20 protein-coding genes are annotated in these 19872 nt (G+C 69.6%); 6 read left to right on the top strand and 14 right to left on the bottom strand.

Features of this window, described 5'->3' with window-relative positions; translation table 11 throughout:
• Positions 1-4: 4 nt before the first annotated feature.
• Positions 5-547 (bottom strand): hypothetical protein, encoded by a 543-nt coding sequence (locus tag KIT53_RS09600; RefSeq protein ID WP_297751197.1) that lies wholly within the window; start codon positions 545-547, stop codon positions 5-7.
• Positions 548-758: 211 nt separating this feature from the next.
• On the opposite strand from KIT53_RS09600, the gene KIT53_RS09595 reads away from it, so the two are divergent.
• Positions 759-2333 (top strand): CYTH and CHAD domain-containing protein, encoded by a 1575-nt coding sequence (locus KIT53_RS09595; protein ID WP_297751194.1) that lies wholly within the window; start codon positions 759-761, stop codon positions 2331-2333.
• Position 2334: 1 nt separating this feature from the next.
• On the opposite strand, the gene KIT53_RS09590 is transcribed toward KIT53_RS09595, so the two are convergent.
• From KIT53_RS09590 to pyrF, 5 genes are all read right to left on the bottom strand, one after another.
• A complete protein-coding gene (locus KIT53_RS09590) occupies positions 2335-2955 on the bottom strand; it encodes a glutathione S-transferase family protein (protein WP_297751191.1) in 621 nt (206 codons plus the stop codon).
• On the bottom strand, positions 2952-3656 hold the full coding sequence (locus tag KIT53_RS09585) for a glutathione S-transferase N-terminal domain-containing protein (protein ID WP_297751188.1): 705 nt from the start codon (positions 3654-3656) through the stop codon (positions 2952-2954). The genes KIT53_RS09590 and KIT53_RS09585 overlap by 4 nt, the downstream gene beginning before the upstream one ends.
• Positions 3657-3726: 70 nt before the next feature.
• The gene (locus tag KIT53_RS09580) at positions 3727-5187 is read right to left on the bottom strand and encodes a DUF1501 domain-containing protein (RefSeq protein ID WP_297751186.1); all 1461 of its coding nucleotides are present in this window, start codon (positions 5185-5187) and stop codon (positions 3727-3729) included.
• A 13-nt stretch (positions 5188-5200) separates the two neighbouring features.
• Complete coding sequence (locus tag KIT53_RS09575) at positions 5201-7033, bottom strand: DUF1800 domain-containing protein (RefSeq protein ID WP_297751184.1); 1833 nt, start codon at positions 7031-7033, stop codon at positions 5201-5203.
• A 155-nt stretch (positions 7034-7188) separates the two neighbouring features.
• Positions 7189-8028 (bottom strand): orotidine-5'-phosphate decarboxylase, encoded by an 840-nt coding sequence (gene pyrF, locus KIT53_RS09570; protein ID WP_297751180.1) that lies wholly within the window; start codon positions 8026-8028, stop codon positions 7189-7191.
• Positions 8029-8224: 196 nt separating this feature from the next.
• Here pyrF and KIT53_RS09565 point away from each other — a divergent pair, with 196 nt between their 5' ends.
• Positions 8225-9115, top strand: a complete 891-nt coding sequence (locus KIT53_RS09565) for an EamA family transporter (RefSeq protein WP_297751178.1) — start codon at positions 8225-8227, stop codon at positions 9113-9115.
• Positions 9116-9190: 75 nt separating this feature from the next.
• Here KIT53_RS09565 and KIT53_RS09560 read toward each other — a convergent pair whose 3' ends face one another.
• The 4 genes from KIT53_RS09560 to tsaB form a co-directional block, all read right to left on the bottom strand.
• Positions 9191-9616 carry a VOC family protein gene (locus KIT53_RS09560; protein WP_297751175.1) on the bottom strand — a complete coding sequence of 142 codons (426 nt, stop codon included), beginning with the start codon at positions 9614-9616 and terminating at the stop codon, positions 9191-9193.
• A 7-nt stretch (positions 9617-9623) separates the two neighbouring features.
• Positions 9624-10460: a uracil-DNA glycosylase gene (locus KIT53_RS09555; protein WP_297751172.1), complete on the bottom strand. Its 837-nt coding sequence runs from the start codon at positions 10458-10460 to the stop codon at positions 9624-9626.
• Positions 10457-10939 carry a ribosomal protein S18-alanine N-acetyltransferase gene (rimI, locus tag KIT53_RS09550; RefSeq protein ID WP_297751350.1) on the bottom strand — a complete coding sequence of 161 codons (483 nt, stop codon included), beginning with the start codon at positions 10937-10939 and terminating at the stop codon, positions 10457-10459. Before rimI ends, KIT53_RS09555 begins: the two co-directional genes overlap by 4 nt.
• 143 nt (positions 10940-11082) lie before the next feature.
• Entirely contained in the window at positions 11083-11844 is a 762-nt protein-coding gene (gene tsaB / locus KIT53_RS09545; RefSeq protein ID WP_297751168.1) for a tRNA (adenosine(37)-N6)-threonylcarbamoyltransferase complex dimerization subunit type 1 TsaB, read from the bottom strand.
• 118 nt (positions 11845-11962) lie between these two features.
• On the opposite strand from tsaB, the gene dacB reads away from it, so the two are divergent.
• The 3 genes from dacB (at position 11963) to KIT53_RS09530 (ending at position 15036) form a co-directional block, all read left to right on the top strand.
• On the top strand, positions 11963-13477 hold the full coding sequence (dacB, locus tag KIT53_RS09540; protein WP_297751165.1) for a D-alanyl-D-alanine carboxypeptidase/D-alanyl-D-alanine-endopeptidase: 1515 nt from the start codon (positions 11963-11965) through the stop codon (positions 13475-13477).
• A gap of 9 nt (positions 13478-13486) precedes the next feature.
• Entirely contained in the window at positions 13487-13759 is a 273-nt protein-coding gene (locus KIT53_RS09535) for a SemiSWEET transporter (RefSeq protein WP_297751162.1), read from the top strand.
• Positions 13760-13878: 119 nt separating this feature from the next.
• Positions 13879-15036 (top strand): SGNH/GDSL hydrolase family protein, encoded by a 1158-nt coding sequence (locus KIT53_RS09530; protein ID WP_297751158.1) that lies wholly within the window; start codon positions 13879-13881, stop codon positions 15034-15036.
• A 22-nt stretch (positions 15037-15058) separates the two neighbouring features.
• Here KIT53_RS09530 and KIT53_RS09525 read toward each other — a convergent pair whose 3' ends face one another.
• Genes KIT53_RS09525 through purE form a run of 3 tightly spaced genes read right to left on the bottom strand, consistent with a single transcriptional unit; the run spans position 15059 to position 17818 of the window.
• Positions 15059-16057 (bottom strand): L-threonylcarbamoyladenylate synthase, encoded by a 999-nt coding sequence (locus tag KIT53_RS09525; RefSeq protein ID WP_297751155.1) that lies wholly within the window; start codon positions 16055-16057, stop codon positions 15059-15061.
• A 19-nt stretch (positions 16058-16076) separates the two neighbouring features.
• The gene (locus KIT53_RS09520) at positions 16077-17330 is read right to left on the bottom strand and encodes a 5-(carboxyamino)imidazole ribonucleotide synthase (RefSeq protein ID WP_297751152.1); all 1254 of its coding nucleotides are present in this window, start codon (positions 17328-17330) and stop codon (positions 16077-16079) included.
• Positions 17327-17818: a 5-(carboxyamino)imidazole ribonucleotide mutase gene (gene purE / locus KIT53_RS09515; RefSeq protein WP_297751150.1), complete on the bottom strand. Its 492-nt coding sequence runs from the start codon at positions 17816-17818 to the stop codon at positions 17327-17329. The genes KIT53_RS09520 and purE overlap by 4 nt, the downstream gene beginning before the upstream one ends.
• A 140-nt stretch (positions 17819-17958) precedes the next feature.
• Here purE and trxA point away from each other — a divergent pair, with 140 nt between their 5' ends.
• Positions 17959-18867, top strand: coding sequence for a thioredoxin (gene trxA, locus KIT53_RS09510; RefSeq protein WP_297751148.1), 909 nt, complete (start codon positions 17959-17961; stop codon positions 18865-18867).
• A 23-nt stretch (positions 18868-18890) separates the two neighbouring features.
• Here the strand turns inward: trxA and KIT53_RS09505 are convergent, their stop codons facing one another.
• On the bottom strand, positions 18891-19802 hold the full coding sequence (locus tag KIT53_RS09505; RefSeq protein WP_297751146.1) for a phosphoribosylaminoimidazolesuccinocarboxamide synthase: 912 nt from the start codon (positions 19800-19802) through the stop codon (positions 18891-18893).
• Positions 19803-19872: the final 70 nt, after the last annotated feature.

The following is a 19872-nucleotide window of genomic DNA, read 5'->3' as shown; positions in this document are numbered from 1 at the left end:
AGCGTTAGAGCCGTCCCAGGTCCTCGATCGCGTCGATCACCATGCCCGTGCCGACGGCGATGAGCAGGATGTCCGCGGCCACGCGCACGTACTTGTAGCCCGGAGGCGGCACGCCCAGGTGCACCGAAACGCCGCTGGGCACGGGGTAGTAGACGACGTCGCGCGGCAACGGCCGGCCCATCTCCCAGCGCTTGGCATGGCCGGGGGGCAGGCAACCGTTGTGCTTCTTGGCCAACCCGGGCGGGCAGTGGCCCGACTTGAAGCGTGGTTCGTAGTAGTCGTAGGCCGCGCGACGCTGCGGCTCACCGAAGTAGCCACCGATCTGCACCTGGATGTTGACCTGCGGCGCCGCCTCGCGGCGTGGGTCTCGCGGCCTGTCGGGGCGGAGTTGTGGGCTGGAGCGGTCGTCGTGCCGGGCCTCGGGCCGGTGCTTGTGGCCCTTGCCGGGTTTGTCTTCCCAGTCCGGCTTGCCGGCCAGGGCCGTGCCTGCGCTCAGGCTGAGGAAGAGGGTCAACAGCAGCGAGGGAAGCGGCAGGAGTCGGGACATGGGGCGTGTTCGTCGTGAAGGGGTGGAGGGGTGGAGGGGCTGGGCCGTGCACGGCTTTGGGGATTTTCGGAGGACCTCGGAGGGTGCTGGTTACAGGGTGTAATGCCCGCGTTGGCCAGCGCTGTCACAAGGGTGAGGTGGTTCGGCTTTCGAATGAATGGCAGACTCCCGCGTCGACCCATTGCGCCGCAACCGATGGCGCCGCCCCTCCATGGCCCAGGAAACCGAACTCAAGCTCGAACTTCACCCCGACGACCTGCCGCGCCTGCTGGCCCATCCTCTGCTGGCCGGGCAGGCGCCACGGCGTGCGCGCCTGCTCAACACCTACTACGACACCGCCGCACTGGCCCTGCGTGCGCAACGCCTGGCGGTGCGGGAGCGGCGCGTGGGCCGGCGCACGCTGCTGACGGTCAAGACGGCGGGCAGTTCGGTGGGCGGGCTGTCACGGCGCGGTGAGTGGGAGGCGCCCAGCCGGCCTGGGCGCTTCGATTTCGCCTCGCTGGTCGATGACAGTGCCTTGGCCGAGCAACTGGGCCGGGTGGCCTGGCAGCTCGTGCCGGTCTTTCGCACCGACTTCACCCGCCGCACATGGCTGCTCACGCACGGGGCGGCGCGGGTCGAGCTGGCGCTGGACCAGGGTGTCATCGCCACCGGCAGCGCGGGCGATGGCCATCGCCTGCCCATTCTGGAACTGGAGCTGGAGCTGCTGGAGGGACCGGTCGGGGATCTGCTGGACCTGGCGCACACGCTGGCCCTGGGGCCGCAAGGCCGGTCGGAGCAGGGGTTGCGGCTGTTGCCGGCCGATCGCAGCAAGGCGGAACGGGGCTACGCCCTGTTCATGGGTGAGCGGCTGCAGCCGGTGAAGGCTCAGCCGCTGCAACTGCAAGCCGGCATGCACCCGGTGCAGGCGCTGCGGGCCGCCGCGTTCGCGTGCCTGGCGCATCTGCAGGCCAATGCGGCGGGGCTGCGCCAGCCGCCGCTGGAGGGCGGCCTACCCGATCCGGAATTCGTGCACCAGGCGCGGGTGGCCTTGCGCCGCCTGCGCACCGGCCTGCGCCTGTTCGCGCCCTACCTGCCGGGCCGGTTCGTCGGGTACTGGTCCGCGCAGTGGCGGGAGGTGGCCGGGCAACTGGGCGAAGCGCGGGACTGGGACGTGTTCGCCGGCGAATGGCTGCCGGGCCTGCTGGCCGAGCTGGCGCCAGAAGCGGGCTTGCAGGCCGAAGCCAGTGCTCTGGGCGAATGGGTGGCGTCGCAGCGCCGAGAGGCGGGGCTTCGCGCCTTGCAGACGCTCAGCGGCAGCGCGCATGCGCTCAGGTTGCTGGCCTTCATGCACGCTGTGTGGCGCCTGCCTCCCGCCGATCCGGTCGGCGGCACGGCGCCGACGCGGGACAGCGTTCTGGTCTCCTGGGCGGGCGACGCCTTGCGCGAACGGCATGCGCGGCTGCGGCGCGAGGCCCGCACCGCGCGCCGGCAGGGGCCGGAGGGGCGGCACCAGTTGCGCATCGAACTGAAGAAGCTGCGCTATGCGCAGGAATTCCTCGGCGGCCTGCTGCCTGCCGGGCGCATGGCCCGCAGCACCGCTTTGCTGGCGCAGGCGCAGGAGTTGCTCGGCGGCCTGAACGACCTGAGCACCGCGCAGGGCCTGCTGGCGCGCGTGCCGGCGTCCTTGTCGGGTGAGGTGGTGGCCCGCCTGCAGGACGGCCTGCAGGCCCGCCTGGATTTTGGCCTGCGGTCGCTGCCGGCGATGGAGCGTGCCCTGGAGCGCGCGGCCCTGCCCAAAGGCTGACTCAGGACACCTGGGCGCTGGGCCGCTGCGCCACGCGGTCTCGCCAGGCCTGCAGCGCGTGCAGTCCCGCCTCGGCGGGTTTGAAGCGCAGCAGGCGCGAGAACTCCAGCGCGCAGAAGGCGGTGATGTCGGCGATGGTGAAGCGTTCGCCGGCCACCCAGGGCTGGCGCTGCAGTTCGGCGTCGAGCCAGGCGGCGGTCTCCAGGGCCTTCGGGAGCTGCGACTCGCCATAGGCGGCGATCTGCGGCTGCTCCAGCGGCGCCAGGCCTGGGTGCGTGTGGCGGATCGCATTGGCCAGCGGCAGCATCAGGTACCACTCCATGCGCCGGTCGGCCATTTCGATGAAGGCGCGCTCCTCGGCGTTCGTGCCCATCAGGTTGGGTTCGGGCGTATGGCCTTCGAACCAGGTGCAGATCGCGCGGGTCTCGCTCAGCACGCGCCCGTCGTCGAACTCCAGCACCGGTATGCGCGCCAGCGGACTCTTGCGTCGGAAGGCATCGGCCTTGTGTGCCTGGGCATTGAGGTCCACGTCGATCAGTTCCAGATCCTGGATGCCTTTTTCGGCGAGGAACATGCGCACGCGCCGCGGGTTGGGCGCGCGAGGTGCCACGTAGAGCTTCATGGTGTCTGACTCCTGCCGGTCTCCACCATGCTCAGGGCCTCGCGGGAAAAGCGCGCGGCGCCTTCGTCCCCATCGCGCCCGAGGTCCACCTTGGCGGGCGGTTGCTCGATGCCGCGCTGCACCGCCGGACGCTGGCGGATCGCATTGCGCCAGCGCCGCAGATGCGGCAGGTCGTCGATAGACACTCCGGACCAGCGGTGCGTGCGCACCCAGGCCCAGTTGGCGATGTCGGCGATGGAGTAGTCGCCCGCCAGGTACTCGTGGTCCCGCAGGTGCCCGTCCAGCACACGGAACAGGCGCTTGCATTCCCCCTGGTAGCGGTCGATCGCGGCGGGGATCTTTTCCGGAAAGTAGCGGAAGAACACGTTGGCCTGGCCCATCATCGGTCCCACGCCGCCCATCTGGAACATCAGCCACTGCAGTACGCGTGAGCGGCCCCTGGCGTCCGTGGGCATGAGCCGGCCGGTCTTCTCGGCCAGGTAGATCAGGCAGGCACCGGACTCGAACACCACGAAGTCCTCGGCCGCGCGGTCGATGAGCGCGGGGATGCGGCCGTTGGGGTTGATGGCCAGGAAGGCCGGCGTGCGCTGCTCCCCCGCGGTGAGGTCGAGCACCTTGAGCGTGTAGGGCAGGCCCAGCTCTTCCAGCGCGATGGATACCTTGTGTCCATTGGGCGTGGCAGCGGTGTACAGATCGATCATGGCGGTCCCTGAGAGAGGCGGGGCCGGCCATCTTAGCGGTGTGCCGCGCAGCCGTCGCGGTGCGGGGCCTCTACGCCATGAAGCCGAGGTTGGTCGGGTAGTCCGCGCTGTTGAAGTTCGTCAGGTTGGGCAGGATGCCGGCCATCTCGCCACCCTGCACACCGAACCAGGTGGCCAGCGTGCCGGCGTACTGGTCCACGGACGTGCTGGGCAGCAGGCGGCCCTGGCCGACGTGCCACTGGTCGTTGGCATCGGTGGTGGAGTTGCCCACGCTCACCGGGGGCGCCTTGCCATAGAAGGCCTTGCCCTGCACGGCACCGCCCACCATGAAGTGGTGGCTGCCCCAGCCATGGTCGGAACCGTCGCCGTTGGAGGTGAGCGTGCGGCCGAAGTCCGACGCGGTGAACGCGGTGACCTGGTTCGCCACGCCGAGTGCCACGGTGGACGCGTGAAACGCCGTGAGCGCGCCGCTCAGCCGGCCCATGAGCGTGGCCTGGTTGCTCAACAGGTTGTCGTGCAGGTCAAAGCCACCCATGGAGACGAAGAACACCTGGCGGTGGTTGCCCAGTTCGTTGCGTGCGGCGATCAGACGCGCCACCAGCTTGAGCTGGTCCGCCAGGTTGTTGCCCGTGGGAAAGGCGCTGAAGGCCGCGTTGGTGGCCGGGTAGGCCGCCAGAGCCGATGAGATCGCGCTCTCGGCGCCCACGGCGCGCGCGGTCACCAGGTTGTACTCGTTCTCCAGCACGTGAGAGCGGGTCTGCAGCGCGAGCTGGGTGATGGCGCCGCGCACGGCCGAGGAGCCGTACACGTTGCCATTGAGCGCATTGATCTTCACCGCGCCGTTGGTGCTGACCTGGTAGGACAGGGCCTGGTCGCCCGAGAGGAAGACCGTATTGCCGGTGACCGAGATGCAGGTGAGCACACGGCTGCTGTTGGAGGACAGCGCGAGGTCGCCGATATGGCCACCCCATCCGGTGGTGGCGCCTTCCGGCTGGGAGGACTGCCAGACCGACTGCTGGTCGTTGTGTGAGAACAGCTTGGGCGGGATCGGGTAGAGGGTGCGGTTGCTGCCCTGGTACTGCTGGCGCGTGAGAGGGACGACCAGCGGCCCCACATTGAGTTGCACGGCGGCGTTGCCGCTGTTGAACAGGCCGGCCAGGCCGGTCATGGCCGGGTGCAGTGCGTACTGGCGCCCACCCGGCAGTGGGGTGTCGGGGTTGAGCAGGGTCGCCGCGAGGTCGGCCTGCGCCAGCGCGATGCCACCCGCCGTGCGCCCCGCGCCACCGCCTCGCACCGCGCTGTACTGGTCGTAGCTGGCGTTGTCGTAGTTGATGACGGTGTTGGCGTAGTCGTTGCCGCCATAGAGAAACACGCACACCAGGGCCTTGTAGTCGGTGGCGTCGAAGGCGGCGGCATCGGCCATGGCGGCCAGGTTCAGGGCGGTGGGCAAGGCCGCGCCGGTGAAGGCGAGCTGGCCGGCGCGGCGCAGGAAGGCGCGCCGCGTGTGCTTGTCGGGCTGGATGAAGTGCATGGCGTGGTCCCTGTTACTTCTGGATCAGGTATTCGGGCGTGGCCATGACCATCAGGATCGCGGCCCACACGCGGCGGTTCTTGAGGGTGTCTGTGCTCGCACTGGTCACGGTGGTGGCTTCCAGCGCGGTGACCATGGTCTGCCTGGTCGCGCTGGAGAGCTGGCCCGCGCACAGCACCAGAGACAGGTGGTTCACCAGCGCGCTCGCATTGGTCACCATGGAGAGTTCGCGCGCGTAGTTGGCGACGACGTCGTAGGCGTAGCTGGTCCACGCGGCCTCTGGTACCGCCGGGTTGGGGCAGTTGATGCCGCGCTCGATGACGCCTTGCATGAAGTTGAGGTAGCCGCCCACCGAGGACTCGTTGACGAGCTGGAACTCCGGGGCCGTGGCACCCGAGGCCGAGAGTGCGGTGCCCGGCGGCACGTAGCCGGGGCGGAAGAAGTTGAACACCGAGGGCGCGCGCAACGGGCTCTGGCCCAGCTGCGTGGCCGGGTTGCCCAGGTCGAAGATCTTCCAGCTGCCCGCGTTGGACACCACGTTGAAGGTGCGCGCCCACTGGATGAAGCGCAGCATGGGCTCGCGCAGCTTGCCAAAGGTGGTGCTTGCCAGGCTGGCCGCACCACGGGCCTCATCGTCCAGCAGGATGGCCACCCAGACCGCGCGCAGGTCGCCGCGCACGCCGGCACCGTTGTCGATGAAGCGTGCCGCGACGCGCGACACATAGGCCGGGCTGGGATCGCTGGTGACCAGTCGCTGGATCATCTGGCGCGCGAAGAAGGGCGCCGTGTTGGGGTGGTTGAACAGCGCGTCCATGGCCACGCGCAAGGCGTCCTTGCCTTGCGTGTTGGCCGGTACGGTGGTGCCCAGGAAGGTGGCCGCCAGCATGGAATGGCGGCTGGCGGTGAGCGCCATGGGCTTGCGCGCGAACTCGCGCGACTCGATGGTGTACGTCTGCCCCGGCACGGTGTGGCGCACGCCGTCGGAGCGGTCGAAGTCGTAGCCCGTGAAGACGCGCGCCAGGTTGGTCACGTCGTCCTGCGTGTAGGTCTCCAGCGGCTTGCCGCTGCCATCGGTCTTGACGGTGCCGTCCAGGTTGAGCTGGTACACGCCCAGGCTGAAAAGCTGCATCACCTCCCGCGCGTAGTTCTCGTCCGGCACACGGCCGGTGGAGACGTTCTCCTTCTGGTTGCCCTTGGTGTTGAGGAAATAACCCATCGCGGGATGCAGGGTCACGTCTTCCAGCAACTGGCGGTAGTTGCCGAAGGCGTTGCGCTTGAGTGTGTCCCACCAGTCCGCGTAGGCGTGCGCACGCCAGGTGAACTCGGCCGACGCGAGCGAGCTCACGAAGAACTCGGAGAGTGCCAGCGCAATGCGCTTGCGCATCATGTCCGGACCATAGAGCAACTGGTTCCAGATCATGAAGTCGGCGGGATAGTGGTTGAAGAAGTAGCTGTTGCTGTCCACCGACCCATAGCCCCGGTTCTCCAGCCAGTCCCAGCCCGTCATGCTCTGGTTGCGCACGAACTGGTTGGCCAGCCATTGCGCGTATGTGGAGCTGCGCAGTTCGGCGATCTCCTCGGGCGTGGAGGAGAACTGGGCCTGCTGGAGGAAGCGCGCGGCTTCCGCGTCGCTCGCTGGTGCGGCATAGGAGAAGCCGGCGAGAGAAAAATCCACCACGCCTACGGCGGGCGGCTCGTTCGCGCTTTCTCCGCCGCCACCTCCACCGCATGCCGCCAGCGCCGCCGCGGCGGCGGCAGCCGCGGCCACGGTGGCCAAGCCTGGGCCTGGGGCCTGCTCGGGGGAAGTCTCATCCAGGTTTCGCAGGGGCGCTTCGATCTCCGACATGGGGTTCCTCCTCGGTTCGTCGAGCGCGAGTGTAGGCAGCACCACCCGCCACGGCGGGGGCGCTTTTCATGTGGTTACAGCTCGGTGTGGCGCGTCTGCGGCAACCGCCGAACGGTCATGCCGCCTGGTCCGGCGCGGGCGCCGCTGGTCGAAATTCAGGTGCGCGCGGCCTGCAGTTCGTCTCGCGTGCGGAGCGCTGCGGCGCGCGCCGCGGCCGCGAAATCCGTGCCATTGGAGGCGTAGAGGATGGCGCGCGACGAGTTCACGATGATCGGGCCGGTGGTCTCCGCGCCCTGCGTGCGCAGCCCGGCCTTCACGGTGGCCGCTGCATCGCCGCCTTGCGCGCCGACGCCCGGGATGAGCAGCGGCAGATGCGGTGCGATCGATCGCACGCGCTCGATCTCCGTCGGGTAGGTGGCGCCGACCACGAGGCCCAACTGGCCATTCAGGTTCCACGGACCCTGCGCCAGGCTCGCCACATGCTCGTACAGCAGCGGCTGCCCCGGCACGCTCGCCAGGCGCTGGCTCTGCAGGTCGTCCCCGCCGGGGTTGGACGTGCGGCACAGCAGGAAGGCGCCCTTGCCGTGGTACTGCAGATAAGGTTGTACCGAGTCGAAACCCATGAAGGGTGAAAGCGTCACCGCATCCGCGCCATAACGTTCGAACGCCTCGATCGCATACTGCTGCGCGGTGCTGCCGATGTCGCCGCGCTTGGCATCGAGGATCACCGGCACCTGTGGCGCCACGTTGCGCATGTGTGCCATGAGCCGTTCGAGCTGGTCTTCCGCGCGGTGCGCCGCGAAGTAGGCGATCTGCGGCTTGAAGGCCAGGGCGGTGTCTGCGGTGGCCTCGACAATGGCCGCGCAGAAGTCGTAGATGCGTCGGGCATCGCCTTGCAGGTGGGCGGGAAAGCGGGCCGGATCGGGGTCCAGCCCTACGCACAGCATGGAACGGTTCAGGCGCTCGGCGCTGCGCAGCTTGTCGAGAAATGTCATGCCGGGATTCTAGTGTGGTGCCCTGCAAATGACTGCCCATGGCATCGCGCCTTCGCACCCATGGCGGCGTTGCAAATCCTCGCGATGGCTGCGGCTGTCGCTGCGGTTTGCGCCTTCACACCGGATGGCGGCTTCCCGTGGGGACTTGTCCTGCGCTCGACGGAGCGTCGTCCGATGCCCGCCTAAGATCTCGGCCATGCACACCTTGTCCCGCCGGCAGCTCATTCTTCTGATTCTTCTCACGCTGGTCTGGGGCCTCAACTGGCCCATCATGAAGATGGGCGTGACTGGCTACCCGCCGCTGACCTTCCGCACCATCAGCATGTGGATCGGCCTGCCGGTGCTGGCGCTGGTGCTGGTCTGGCGACGCGTGCCTTTCCGCATCGAGCGCGCCCATTGGCCCGAGCTGTGCATGCTGACCGTGTTCAACATGGTGGCCTGGCACACCCTGGTGATGCTGGCGATTCCCACGCTGTCCAGCGGCCGCTCCGCGATCCTGGGCTACACCATGCCAGTGTTCTCCGCCATCGTCGGCGCCTGGTGGTTCGGCCAGAAGCTGGCCGGGCGTGCCTGGGGCGGCGTGGCGGCTGCCGCCACGGGCGTGGTGCTGTTGTTGTGGCACGAGTTCATTCAGCTCTCGGGCGCTCCGCTGGGGGTGCTGATGATGCTCGTGGCGGCGGCGACCTGGGCATTGGGCACGCAGTTGCTGCGCCGCACCCGCATGCCACAGACCACGCTCACCATTTCCTTCTGGATGACCGTGCTGACCACGCTGTGGATGACGGTGCTGGCGACGGTGTTCGAGCGCGATGCCTGGGCCTGGCCGACGCCATCGGTATGGGCCGCGATGATCTACAACGCGCTGGGCGTGTTCGCCTTCGCGCAGGTGGTCTGGTTGTCGATGGCGCGCGACCTGCCCCCGATCGCGTCCACCCTCTCGGTGATGTTCATTCCCGTGCTGGGCGTGTTCAGCGGCGCGCTGTTCCTGGGCGAGGTGCTGCACTGGCAGGACTGGGCCGCCGTGGCGCTGATCATGTTCGCCATCGCCACCGTGTTGTGGCCGTCGCGTGCGGTGAGCGCAGGTTGACCGCGGTACCGGCGGCCTGGTTGCGCTGAAGGGTGTCCATGCGCGCGCAGCCCGCACGGCACAACGGGACAGGTCTCAGGCGCCCTGCGGCGCCGTGAAGCCCCTGCATACCGCGGCCAGCTTGTGACCGTCGGGATCGCGCACGTAGGCCGCGTAGAAGTCCGGGTTGTACTGGGGCCGCAGGCCGGGCTCGCCTTCACTGCGTCCGCCATGCACCAGCGCCTGTGCATGGAACGCGTCCACGGCTTTCCAGCTGCGGGCGCGCAAGGCCACCATGGTGCCGTTGCCCACGGTGGCGGCGCGTCCATCGAACGGCGGGCACAGCCAGAGCGCGACTTCACGCGCGCCTTGGTCTTCGTAGGTGCCCCAGCCATGCCAGCCTTCCCAGTCGGGTTCGCCGCTGGTGTCCACCCGCTGCAGGCCCAGCGGTGCGAGCACCGCGTCGTAGAAGGCGGCGGCACGCGGTGCGTCGTTGGTGCCCAGGCAGACGTAGGTGAACATGGCCCCTTCAGTCGCCCGCAGGCGGTTGCTCCATGACGTGCATGGCCAGGCAGAGGTCTGCCCAGGCCTTGCCCTTGTCGAGAGGGGTGCGCAGCAGGTAGGCTGGGTGGTAGCTCACGATCACCGGCACGCCTTCGTAACGGTGCACGCGTCCGCGCAGCCGGCCTATGGGTTCCGTGGTCTTGAGCAGCGACTGCACCGCGAAGCGGCCCATGGCCACGATGACGCGGGGCTTGACCAGCGCGACCTGGCGTGCCAGGTAGGGCTCGCACTGCACCACTTCCTCGGGCTGCGGATTGCGGTTGGCCGGTGGGCGGCATTTGAGGACGTTGGCGATGTAGGCGCCTTCCGCGCCGCGGCCATCGCGGCTGCGGCCGGTGGCGAGCAGCATGTTGTCCAGCAACTGGCCGGCCGCGCCCACGAAAGGTTCGCCACGCAGGTCTTCGTTTTCACCCGGTGCTTCGCCGACGATCATCCAGTCGGCCTGTTCGTCTCCCACGCCGAAGACCGTGTTCTTTCGGCTCTTGCACAGCCCGCAGGCCTGGCACTGGGCCACCGTCTCGCGCAGCGTGGCCCAGTCCATGGACTGCACTTCACCGGCCCGCGCGGGGCGCTGCGCCATGACCGTTGCAGGCACGGGCAGGCCGGTGGCTGCTGGTGGGGATGCGGCCGCGACTGGTGCGGGGGCGGGTCGTGGCGCTGCCACGGGCGGCTCGGAGGTTGCCTCTGCGGCGCCGGTGGGTCGCGTCCTGGGCGCCCATACGCGCACGCCCATTTCCGCGAGCATGGCGCGCTGGCGGGCGTCCAGCCGTGGCACGAAGGAGGTATCGGGGGCCTGGCTCATGGCGTGGAGCCCTCGCCAGCGGGGTTGTCCAGCCGCAGGCTCATGACCACCGCGTCCTCGCGCTGGAAGTGGCCGTTGGGGTAATAGGCCTTGCGCAGGCCGACCTGGCGGAACCCATAGCGTTCATAGAGTTGGCGCGCGGGTGTGTTGCCCTGACGCACCTCCAGCCAGAGCCACTGCGCGTTCTGGCCGCGTGACCAGAGCACCAGGGCGTCCAGCATGAAGCGCGCCCAGCCCTGGCGCTGGTGCTCCGGGGCGATGGTGATGTTGAGCAGGTGGACTTCGTCCACACCAGGCATTGCCACCAGGTAGCCCAGCAGCCGCAGGGCCTGCTCGCGTTCGTGCGGCAAGGCTTCGCCCATCAGCATCACCGCCGGGTAACCGGCCTGCAGAGAGTCCTTGAAGTGCTTGCGGGACCAGGGGTGTGCGTAGGCGCGCGTCTCCACCCCATGCACCGCGTCGAGGTCGGTTTCCTTCATGGGGGTGAAGGTCACGCGGCGCTGCGCCGCAGGGGTCGCCGCGTCAGCGGCCGGCCGCAGCGGCAGCGCCGGTCCTGGCCACAGGCCGCTGGCCCAAGCGGGCAGTGCGTCGCCGGGCGCGGGCAGGGTGCTCCAGCCGCTGTTCACGGGCGGGCCTCCGCGCGCGGTGATTCCCGCTCGGCCGTGGTCAGCGCCACCTTGTCGCGCACGTACAAGGGCCATGCGTCGCGCGCGGCGACCGCAGCACCCGCGGTCAGCAGGGGCTGCGCCAGCCGCAGCAAGGCCGTGGCGGTGGGCAGCACGGCGAGGTGGTCGCTGGCAAGCCGGCCCAGCGCGTCCGGATAGGCCGCGCGCGCGTTGCCGGCCAGCAGCACGCGGTGCGCGGCGGGCACATGGGCGTCCAGGTAGGCGGGCAGGTCGGCCGGGGCGCACAGGCGCACAGGCGCGGTGGCGCGCAGGCCGTCCGATTCCCGGGCATAGGGCGCCACGTAGAGCTCGCCCATGCGGGCATCGAGCAGAGCGACGATCGTGTCTGCCGCCGGCAGACCCTGCGCGGCCTGCGTCCAGCGCGCCTCTTCGGCCAGCGCCAGCAGGGTGTCCACGGGCAGTACCGGCAGGCCGGACGGACTGCGCGCGCCGTAGGCCAGTCCCTGGGCCACGGCGCAGGCGGTGCGCAGGCCGGTGAACGAACCGGGACCGCGGCCGAAGACCACCGCATCCAGGCTGGCGAGCGGCCAGCCGGCCTGGGCCAGCAGCGCTTGCACCAGCGGCAGCAGCGTGGCCGATGCCTGTGCGCCACCGGGCCCCGTGTGCTGCCAGCAGGGACCGGTGGCCTCACCCGAGCCGACGGCGACCGAGAGCGTGTCGGTGCTGGTTTCGATGGCAAGCAGTCGGGAAAAGGGCATCCGGGGATTATCGGCCACCCTCTGGCGCCGGTGGCGGCGTGCGGCCTGTCTCGCCCGCGCCTCAATGGCGCAGCGGCAGCAGCATCCGCTGGCCGAGGCGTTCCATAATCGGACAGCCATGCCCCAAGCTTTCGTACGTTTCGTTGCCCTGCTCCTTGGTCTGCTGGCCTTCTCGTGGGGCCTGCCCGTTGGCGCGCAAACGGCTGCCAGCGCCAGCGGGGCTTCCCTGCCGCCGGGTGTGCTGGCCGCGCTGCAGCGGGCGCAGGTGCCGGCCAGTGCCTTGTCGGCGCTGGTGGTGCCGGTGGAGCCGGGCGGCCAGGACCGCCTGCGCTACCGCGCCGACGTACCGGTCAACCCAGCGTCGGTGATGAAGCTGGTCACCACCTATGCGGCCATCGACATGCTGGGGCCGGACTTCACCTGGGCCACGCGCTTCCTGACCGACGGCTCCATCGAGAACGGCGTGTTGCGCGGCAACCTGTACGTGCGCGGCGGCGGCGACCCCAAGCTGGTGCTTGAGCGCATCCTGCAGGCCTTCTTCAAGCTGCAGGACCTGGGCGTGCAGGTCATCCTGGGCGACATGGTGCTCGACCACAGTGCCTTCGAGCTGCCGGCCATTGATCCCGGGGCCTTCGACGGCGAGGCCCTGCGTCCTTACAACGCCTCGCCGGATGCGCTGCTGGTCAACTTCAAGTCGGTCATCCTCACTTTCCGGCCCGACCCGGTGAATGGCGTGGCGCAGGTGCTCAGCGAACCGCCCATGGCCCGCCTGGCCATCGACGCCAGCGTGCCGCTGGCCCGCAGCGGTGCCTGTGGCGACTGGCGCGGCGGCCTGCGGGCGCGCTTCGACGACGCCAACAGCATCCGCTTCGAGGGCCGCTATCCCCTGAGCTGCGGCGAACTCAAGTGGCCGGTTGCCTACCAGGACCCTTCGAGCTACGCCGCCCGTGCGCTGGAGGGCATGTGGCGCTCCGCGGGCGGTGCCATCACTGGCGGGGTGCGCAGCGGACTCACGCCACCGGGTGCGCAACTGCTGTACGAGGCACCGTCCCTGCCACTGGCCGAGATCATCGTGGACGTGAACCAGTGGAGCAACAACGTGATGGCGCAGCAGCTGTTCCTCACACTGGGCCAGTTGCCGCCGGTGAACTACGCCACCGAAGGCAGCATCGCCAGCCGACAGTGGCAGCCAGCGCAGCCCGGCCGTTTCGAGCGGTCCCGTGAAGTGCTCGCGCAATGGTGGCAGCGCACCTTCGGTCCGCGCACGCCCGCGCCGGTGCTGGACAACGGCTCCGGTCTCTCGCGCGACGAGCGCATCACCCCCGAGGCGCTGGCCACGCTGCTGCGCCACGCCGCCACGCACCCCAAAGGGGCGCAGTTCGTGCAGTCGCTCTCGGTGGCGGGTGTCAACGGCACGGCGTCGCGCCTGTCGCGCAGCCCGGGCAGCCTGGCCCGTGGCAACGCCTTCATCAAGACCGGCACCCTGCGCGACGTCACCGGCATCGCTGGCTACGTACAGGCAGCCAACGGCGCGCGCTACGCGGTGGTGGGGTTCATCAACCACCCCAACGCGCCGGCCGCGCGGCCCGCCCTGGACGCGCTGCTGGACTGGGCAGCGGCCCAGCAGGACTGAACCCCGGACATGCAGACCAGCGAGTTCATCGGCTTCGCGGCGGCCTTCCTCACGACCGTGAGCTTCGTTCCCCAGGCCTGGCTGACTTTTCGCTCGCGCGATGTGAGCGGCATCTCGCTGGGCATGTACAGCGTCTTCACGCTCGGCGTGGCGCTCTGGCTCCTGTACGGCCTGAGCCTGGCGGCCTGGCCGGTGGTGGTGGCCAATGCCATCACGCTGGCGCTCGCCCTGACCATCCTCGTGATGAAGCTGCGCTACGGCGGCAAGGACGACCGGCGCTGACGCACACGCGACCCACGGCGGTCTCCACCCGTGGTTAACCCTGTAGGGGCGACGGGGTGGGCTGTCTAAGCTTTGAATCGAACGATCGTTCGATTCAAAGCCTGCTCTGGAGACAAACCATGCTGTTCCGTACCCGTCTGGCGCCTCTGATGGCGACTCTTGCTGTGGTTCTGGTGGCCTGTGGCGGAGGCGATGACAGCTCTTCGCCGACCCCACCCTCGCCAACCCCGCCGCGGACGTCCTCGGTGAAGGTGGTGGGCGACAGCCTCAACGACAGCGGCACCTTCGGCATCAAGTTCACCGTGCAGGGCACGGTGGCGGCGCCCAGCCTGATCTGGACCGACCAGGTGGCCGCGGCCGTGGCGGTATCGGGCCTGTGCCCGCGCTACCAGGCGACGGGCCCCTCCACCGTGGTGCTCAACGCGGGCGCGACCGCCTGCACCAGCTACGGCGTCGGCGGCGGCCGCATCAACCCTTCGGGTACCGCAGACGACACCACGCCCTTTTCCGTGGTCCAGCAGCTCAAGGACCTGCGCACCCAGCAGCCGCTGTACAACCCCGAGGACCTGCTGCTGGCCGACGGCGGTGGCAACGACCTGGCCGACCTCACGGGCGCCTACCTGGGCGCGGCCGGCGATGCCGGGGCCGCGTTCCTGGCGCTGGCCGGTGAGTTGCTGACCCCCGCTGAAATAGGGGCTGCTGCTTCGCTGGAGGCCTTGGGCGCGGCCTACGCCACCCAACTGGCGAACACCCTGGCCGACGCCCTCACCACGGAGGCGCTGAACCGCGATGCGCAGCGCATCGTCGTGATCACCGCGCCCGACATCACGCGCACGCCGCGCTTCCTGGCCGTGCTCGCGGGCGTGAGCATGGCCAGCAGCCCGGCTGCGGCGGCACAGGTCAAGGCGGTGGTGAACCAGTGGGTGGTGGCCTTCAACACCCAGCTCAAGGCCCGCTTCAACGGCAACAGCCGCGTGGCGGTGGTGGACTTCTACGCCGAATTCAACAAATGGCTGGATACGCCAGCCACCTACGGCCTGACGAACACCACCACGCCAGCCTGTCCCGCCACGGGCGTGGACGGCCAGGGCCTGCCGACCTACAGCATCGCCACTTGCACCGCGGCTTCGCTCAGCGCCGCGCCACCGGTGGGCGAGACCGGGCCGGACTGGTGGCGGACCTATGTCTTCTCCGACAACTTCCACGGCACCCCACGCACCAACGAATTGATGGGCAACCTGGTGGTGCAGGCCCTGGAAGCCAAGGGCTGGAAGTAGGGAGGGGCAGCGCGCGCGGGCGTCAGGCGGCGGCGCGCTGCAGGCGGTCGCGCACGCCGTCCCAGGCCGGGTCCGCAGGGGGTGTTTCCACCCAGATCAGGCGCACGCCGCTGGCGTCGATCTCGCGCAGGACGGCAAAAAGCTCCTGCGCGCTGCGCGCCGCATCGTCGGGCATGCGGCGCAGCGCGACACCGCGTGCCGCCTTGAGCGGACTGCGCGCATAGACGCCGATGTGGCGCGCGTCGGCGCCCAGCACGTCGAGCGCGGCCTGCAGGGCGGGCGCGTCCATCAGCCGCACCTTGGCGCGCGGCGCGTAGTGGGATTCGAGCGTGCCCGAGGCGCGGGGCGCGGCCTCGTCGCGCGCGCGCACCGGCTGGCCGCAGGCCGCCTCTAGCTGGGCGACGGTGATCATGCCGGGACGCAGCAGCACCGGCTGCCCGCGCGTGGCATCGACGATGGTGGACTCGATGCCGACCGGGCAGGCACCGCCGTCAAGGATGAGCAGGTCCTCGTCCGCCAGCGCGGCGAATTCCTCGGCCACGTGCGCCGCGGTGGTCGGGCTCACGCGCCCGAAGCGGTTGGCGCTGGGCGCGGCGATGCCGGTGACGCCGTGGCTTGCCGCGACGCTCAGCAGCGCCTGGGCCACCGGATGGGATGGGCAGCGCAGGCCGATGGAGTCCTGGCCGCCGGCGGCCACCGCGGCCACGCCTTCACGGCGCGGCAGGATCAGGGTGAGCGGTCCCGGCCAGAAGGCCCGCATCAATGCCGTGGCGAACGGCGGCACCGCGCGGGCGTAGTGGTCCACGCCGGTGCGGCCATCCGCGGCCAGGTGCACGATCAGTGGGTGGTCACTGGGCCGGCCCTTGGCCTCGAAGATGCGGTGCACCGCCGTGGCGTTGTCGGCGTCGGCCGCCAGGCCATAGACGGTCTCGGTGGGCATGCCCACCAGGGACCCGGCTGCCAGCCGCCGCGCCGCGGTGTCGATGGCGGCGGGGTCGTCGGCAGGCAGCAGCAGCGGCATGGAACGGGGTCGTTTCTGCTCAGCGCGCCGCGCCAGCCGCCAGGCCTTCCAGGCCCAGCAGTGCCAGTGCGCGGGACGCCGTGTCGCGCACCTGCGCCACGCTGGCGCCGGTGACGTTGAGGTGGCCCATCTTGCGGCCCGGGCGTGCATTGAGCTTGCCGTACAGGTGCAGGTGGGTGCCCGGCAGCGCCAGCACCTGGGCCCAGGGCGGCGTCACAGGCCGGTCGCTGCGCTGAGTGCGCACCGCGTTGGCCTCGAACCAGAGATCGCCCAGCAGGTTGACCATGATGGCGGGGCTGTGCTGGCGTGGCGTGGGCAGCGGCAGGCCGGCCAGGGCGCGCACCTGTGCCTCGAACTGGGATATGTCGCAGGCGTTCTGCGTGTAATGGCCGCTGTTGTGCGGGCGCGGTGCCATTTCATTGACGACCAGGTCGAGCGTGCCATCGCGGGCCTGCACCACGAAATACTCGACGCAGAGCACGCCGACGTACCGGAGCTGGCTGGCGATGGCCACCGTGCTGGCCTGCGCGCGCTGCGCCAGCGCCGGGTCCAGCGTGCCCTCATGCACCTCGGTCAGCGCCAGGATGCCATCGCGGTGGGTGTTTTTCTGCACCGGGAAACTCACCACCTGGCCGTCGGCACCGCGCGCCACGATGACCGAGCACTCGGCATGCAGGGGCAGGCGCTTCTCCAGCACGCAGGGCACCTTGTCCATGGCATCCCAGGCAGCGGCCAGTTCTGCGCGTGTGGCCACGCGGGCCTGCCCCTTGCCGTCGTAGCCCATGCGCACGGTCTTGAGAATGCCGGGCAGCAGGTCGTCTGGCACGGCGGCGAGTTGCGCATCGGTGGTGATGGCCGCGTGCGGGGCCGGACTCACGCCGCTGGTGGACGCGCACTGCAGGAAATGAGCCTTCTCCCTGAGCCGGTCCTGCGCCACCGCCACGCAGGCGGCCGACGGCGCGACCGTGCGCTGCGCGGCCAGCGTGGTCAAGGCCTGCGCGGGGACGTTCTCGAATTCGGTGGTGATGGCCTCGCAGCGCTGGGCGAGCTGCGCGAGTCCTTGCTCGTCGGCGTAGGGTGTGCGGATGTGGTGGTGGCTGATCAGGCCGGCCGGACTGGCCGGGTCGGGGTCGAGCACGGCGGTGGTGAAGCCCATGGCCTGCGCGGCCTGCACGAACATGCGCCCGAGTTGCCCGCCACCCATCACGCCCAGCGTGATGGGCTGCCCGCTGGGCGTGGCGGCACCGGGCAGAAGGGTCTTGGCGGTGTTCATGGGGTTGGCAGGGTCATGGCGCGGGCAGCGGCGGTCTGCTCGGCGCGAAAGGCCTGCAGGCGCTGGCGCAGCGCGGGGTTCTCGTTGGCGAGCAATGCGACGGCGAACAGCGCCGCGTTGGCCGCGCCGGCCGCGCCGATGGCGAAGGTGGCCACCGGCACGCCCTTGGGCATCTGCACGATGCTGTGCAGGGAGTCCACGCCGCTGAGGTGCTTGCTGGCCACCGGCACGCCGAGCACCGGTACCACGGTCTTGGCCGCCAGCATGCCCGGCAGGTGGGCGGCGCCGCCCGCGCCCGCGATGATGGCCTTCAGGCCCCGGTCGGCCGCGCTCTCGGCGTACGCGAACATGTCGTCGGGCATGCGGTGGGCCGAAACGACGCGCGCCTCGTGCGCGACACCGAAGTCCTGCAGGATCTGCACGGCGTGCTGCATGGTGTCCCAGTCGCTGCTGGAGCCCATGACCACGCCCACTTGGATGGGGTTCATGAAAGTGCCTATGGCCGATGCGACCCCGTTGAGGGGCCGGGCGGTGGCGCGCATGCCGATGCAGGGCGCTCTCCGGTAAAGTGTCGATTTTACGTTTGCGTGCCGCGCATCCCGCGCGTGCCATCAGCCAGGCCTCCCCCATGATCGACGTCACCATCGCCAACTTTGAAGCCGAAGTCATCGAAGCTTCGCAAACCACCCCCGTGCTGGTGGACTTCTGGGCGCCCTGGTGCGGCCCTTGCAAGGTGATCGGACCGCTGCTGGAAAAGCTTGAGGCGGACTACGCCGGGCGTTTCAAGCTGGTGAAGATCGATTCCGACCAGGAACAGCAACTCGCCGCCGCCTTCGGCATCCGCAGCATTCCCACCTGCGTGCTGCTCAAGAACGGGCAGCCGGTCGACGGCTTCATGGGCGCTTTGCCCGAGGGCCAGATCAAGGCCTTCCTGGACAAGCACCTGCCCAGCGCCGAGGAACTGCAGGCCGAGGAGGCCGAAGCCGACGCGCAGGATGCGCTGGCCGAGGGCGACCTCTCCAGCGCTCTGGAAAAATTGCAGCAAGCTGTGGAGTCTGCGCCCGACAACGACGACGCGCGTTTCGACCTGGTGAAGCTGCTGCTCGAACTCGGCCAGGACGACGACGCCAAGGTGGCTTTTGCGCCGGTGATCGCCAAGGCCGCAGGCGTGCGCCGCCTGGATTCGCTGCAGCGCTGGATGGCTGCGCGCGACGCCCAGGCCGAGGTGGCCAATCCGGATGCGCGCGCCGCCGAACTGCGGGCCGCGATCGCGGCCAACAAGCGCGACTTCGCCTCGCGCTTCGCGCTCGCGCAACTGCTCATGGCCTACAACCAGTGGACCGCCGCGATGGATGAGCTGCTGGAGATCCTGATGCGCGACAAGGCCTGGAACGAGGACCTGGCGCGCAAGACCTACATCGCCATCCTCGACATCATCGAGCCGCCCAAGGCCAAGGTGGCCGAGGGCCAGGTGCCGCCGGAGGACCCGACGGTGGCCACCTACCGCCGCCGCCTCTCCAGCGTGGTGCTGAGCTGAGCCGAACGCGGGCTGCCGCCCGCTCAGCCCATCAGCCGCGTCAGTGCCTCCTGGTACTTGGCTGCGGTCTTCTCGATCACCTCGCGCGGCAGGCGCGGCGCGGGTGGCGTCTTGTCCCAGGGTTTGCCGCTCACCTGCGCGGTCTCCAGCCAGTCGCGCAGGAACTGCTTGTCGTAGCTCGGCGGGTTCTGGCCCACCACATAGCTCTCGGCCGGCCAGTAGCGTGAGCTGTCGGGCGTGAGCACCTCGTCCATGAGCACCAGCCGGCCCGCCTTGTCCAGGCCGAACTCGAACTTGGTGTCGGCAATGATGATGCCCTTCTTCAGGGCGATGGCCGCTGCCGCCTTGTACAGGGCGATCGACACGTCGCGGATCTGCGCGGCCAGTTCGGGCCCGATCATCTCGACCGTGCGCTCGAAAGTGATGTTCTCGTCGTGCTCGCCCATGGCCGCCTTGGCCGCTGGCGTGTAGATCGGCTCGGGCAGGCGGGACGCGTTCTGCAGCCCTTCGGGCAGGGGCACGCCGCAGACCGACCGGCTCTCCTGGTACTCCTTCCACCCGCTGCCGGCCAGGTAGCCCCGCACCACGGCTTCCACCGGAATCGGCTTGAGCCGCTGCACCAGCATGGAGCGGCCACGGATCTGCGCCGCCTCCTGGGGCGAGACCACGCTTTCCGGCGCGTCACCCGTCAGGTGGATGGGGCAGATATTCAGGCCCTTGGGGCCGAGCTGGTCGAACCAGAACAGCGAGAGGCGGGTGAGCAGCTCGCCCTTGCCGGGAATGGGCTCGCCCATGATGACGTCGAAGGCGCTGATGCGGTCGCTCGCCACCATGAGGATGCGGTCGTCGCCCACGGCGTAGTTGTCGCGCACCTTGCCGCGCGCCAGCAGGGGCAGGGAGGTCAGGGCCGAAGTGTGCAGGGCGGAAGAGGGCATGGCAGTGGGGCGGCGAAGAGAAGCGGCTGGACAAGAAAAAGGCCCGTTGAACAGTCAACGGGCCTTGAAC

This window comes from Hydrogenophaga sp. (assembly GCF_026125785.1).
Lineage (GTDB): Bacteria > Pseudomonadota > Gammaproteobacteria > Burkholderiales > Burkholderiaceae_C > Hydrogenophaga.
Note: the sequence above shows the minus strand (reverse complement) of the source record. Positions and strands in the feature narration are given on the sequence as shown.

Coding starts and splice junctions, on each gene's coding strand:
- tsaB (WP_297751168.1), bottom strand. CDS start 11,844: ATGCCCTTTTCCCGACTGCTTGCCATCGAAACCAGCACCGACACGCTC.
- KIT53_RS09565 (WP_297751178.1), top strand. CDS start 8,225: ATGCACACCTTGTCCCGCCGGCAGCTCATTCTTCTGATTCTTCTCACG.
- KIT53_RS09580 (WP_297751186.1), bottom strand. CDS start 5,187: ATGCACTTCATCCAGCCCGACAAGCACACGCGGCGCGCCTTCCTGCGC.
- purE (WP_297751150.1), bottom strand. CDS start 17,818: ATGAACCCCATCCAAGTGGGCGTGGTCATGGGCTCCAGCAGCGACTGG.
- KIT53_RS09560 (WP_297751175.1), bottom strand. CDS start 9,616: ATGTTCACCTACGTCTGCCTGGGCACCAACGACGCACCGCGTGCCGCC.
- pyrF (WP_297751180.1), bottom strand. CDS start 8,028: ATGACATTTCTCGACAAGCTGCGCAGCGCCGAGCGCCTGAACCGTTCC.
- KIT53_RS09575 (WP_297751184.1), bottom strand. CDS start 7,033: ATGTCGGAGATCGAAGCGCCCCTGCGAAACCTGGATGAGACTTCCCCC.
- KIT53_RS09555 (WP_297751172.1), bottom strand. CDS start 10,460: ATGAGCCAGGCCCCCGATACCTCCTTCGTGCCACGGCTGGACGCCCGC.
- KIT53_RS09505 (WP_297751146.1), bottom strand. CDS start 19,802: ATGCCCTCTTCCGCCCTGCACACTTCGGCCCTGACCTCCCTGCCCCTG.
- KIT53_RS09525 (WP_297751155.1), bottom strand. CDS start 16,057: ATGCCGCTGCTGCTGCCTGCCGACGACCCCGCCGCCATCGACACCGCG.
- KIT53_RS09595 (WP_297751194.1), top strand. CDS start 759: ATGGCCCAGGAAACCGAACTCAAGCTCGAACTTCACCCCGACGACCTG.
- KIT53_RS09600 (WP_297751197.1), bottom strand. CDS start 547: ATGTCCCGACTCCTGCCGCTTCCCTCGCTGCTGTTGACCCTCTTCCTC.
- rimI (WP_297751350.1), bottom strand. CDS start 10,939: ATGAAGGAAACCGACCTCGACGCGGTGCATGGGGTGGAGACGCGCGCC.
- KIT53_RS09585 (WP_297751188.1), bottom strand. CDS start 3,656: ATGATCGATCTGTACACCGCTGCCACGCCCAATGGACACAAGGTATCC.
- KIT53_RS09520 (WP_297751152.1), bottom strand. CDS start 17,330: ATGAACACCGCCAAGACCCTTCTGCCCGGTGCCGCCACGCCCAGCGGG.
- dacB (WP_297751165.1), top strand. CDS start 11,963: ATGCCCCAAGCTTTCGTACGTTTCGTTGCCCTGCTCCTTGGTCTGCTG.
- KIT53_RS09535 (WP_297751162.1), top strand. CDS start 13,487: ATGCAGACCAGCGAGTTCATCGGCTTCGCGGCGGCCTTCCTCACGACC.
- KIT53_RS09590 (WP_297751191.1), bottom strand. CDS start 2,955: ATGAAGCTCTACGTGGCACCTCGCGCGCCCAACCCGCGGCGCGTGCGC.
- trxA (WP_297751148.1), top strand. CDS start 17,959: ATGATCGACGTCACCATCGCCAACTTTGAAGCCGAAGTCATCGAAGCT.
- KIT53_RS09530 (WP_297751158.1), top strand. CDS start 13,879: ATGCTGTTCCGTACCCGTCTGGCGCCTCTGATGGCGACTCTTGCTGTG.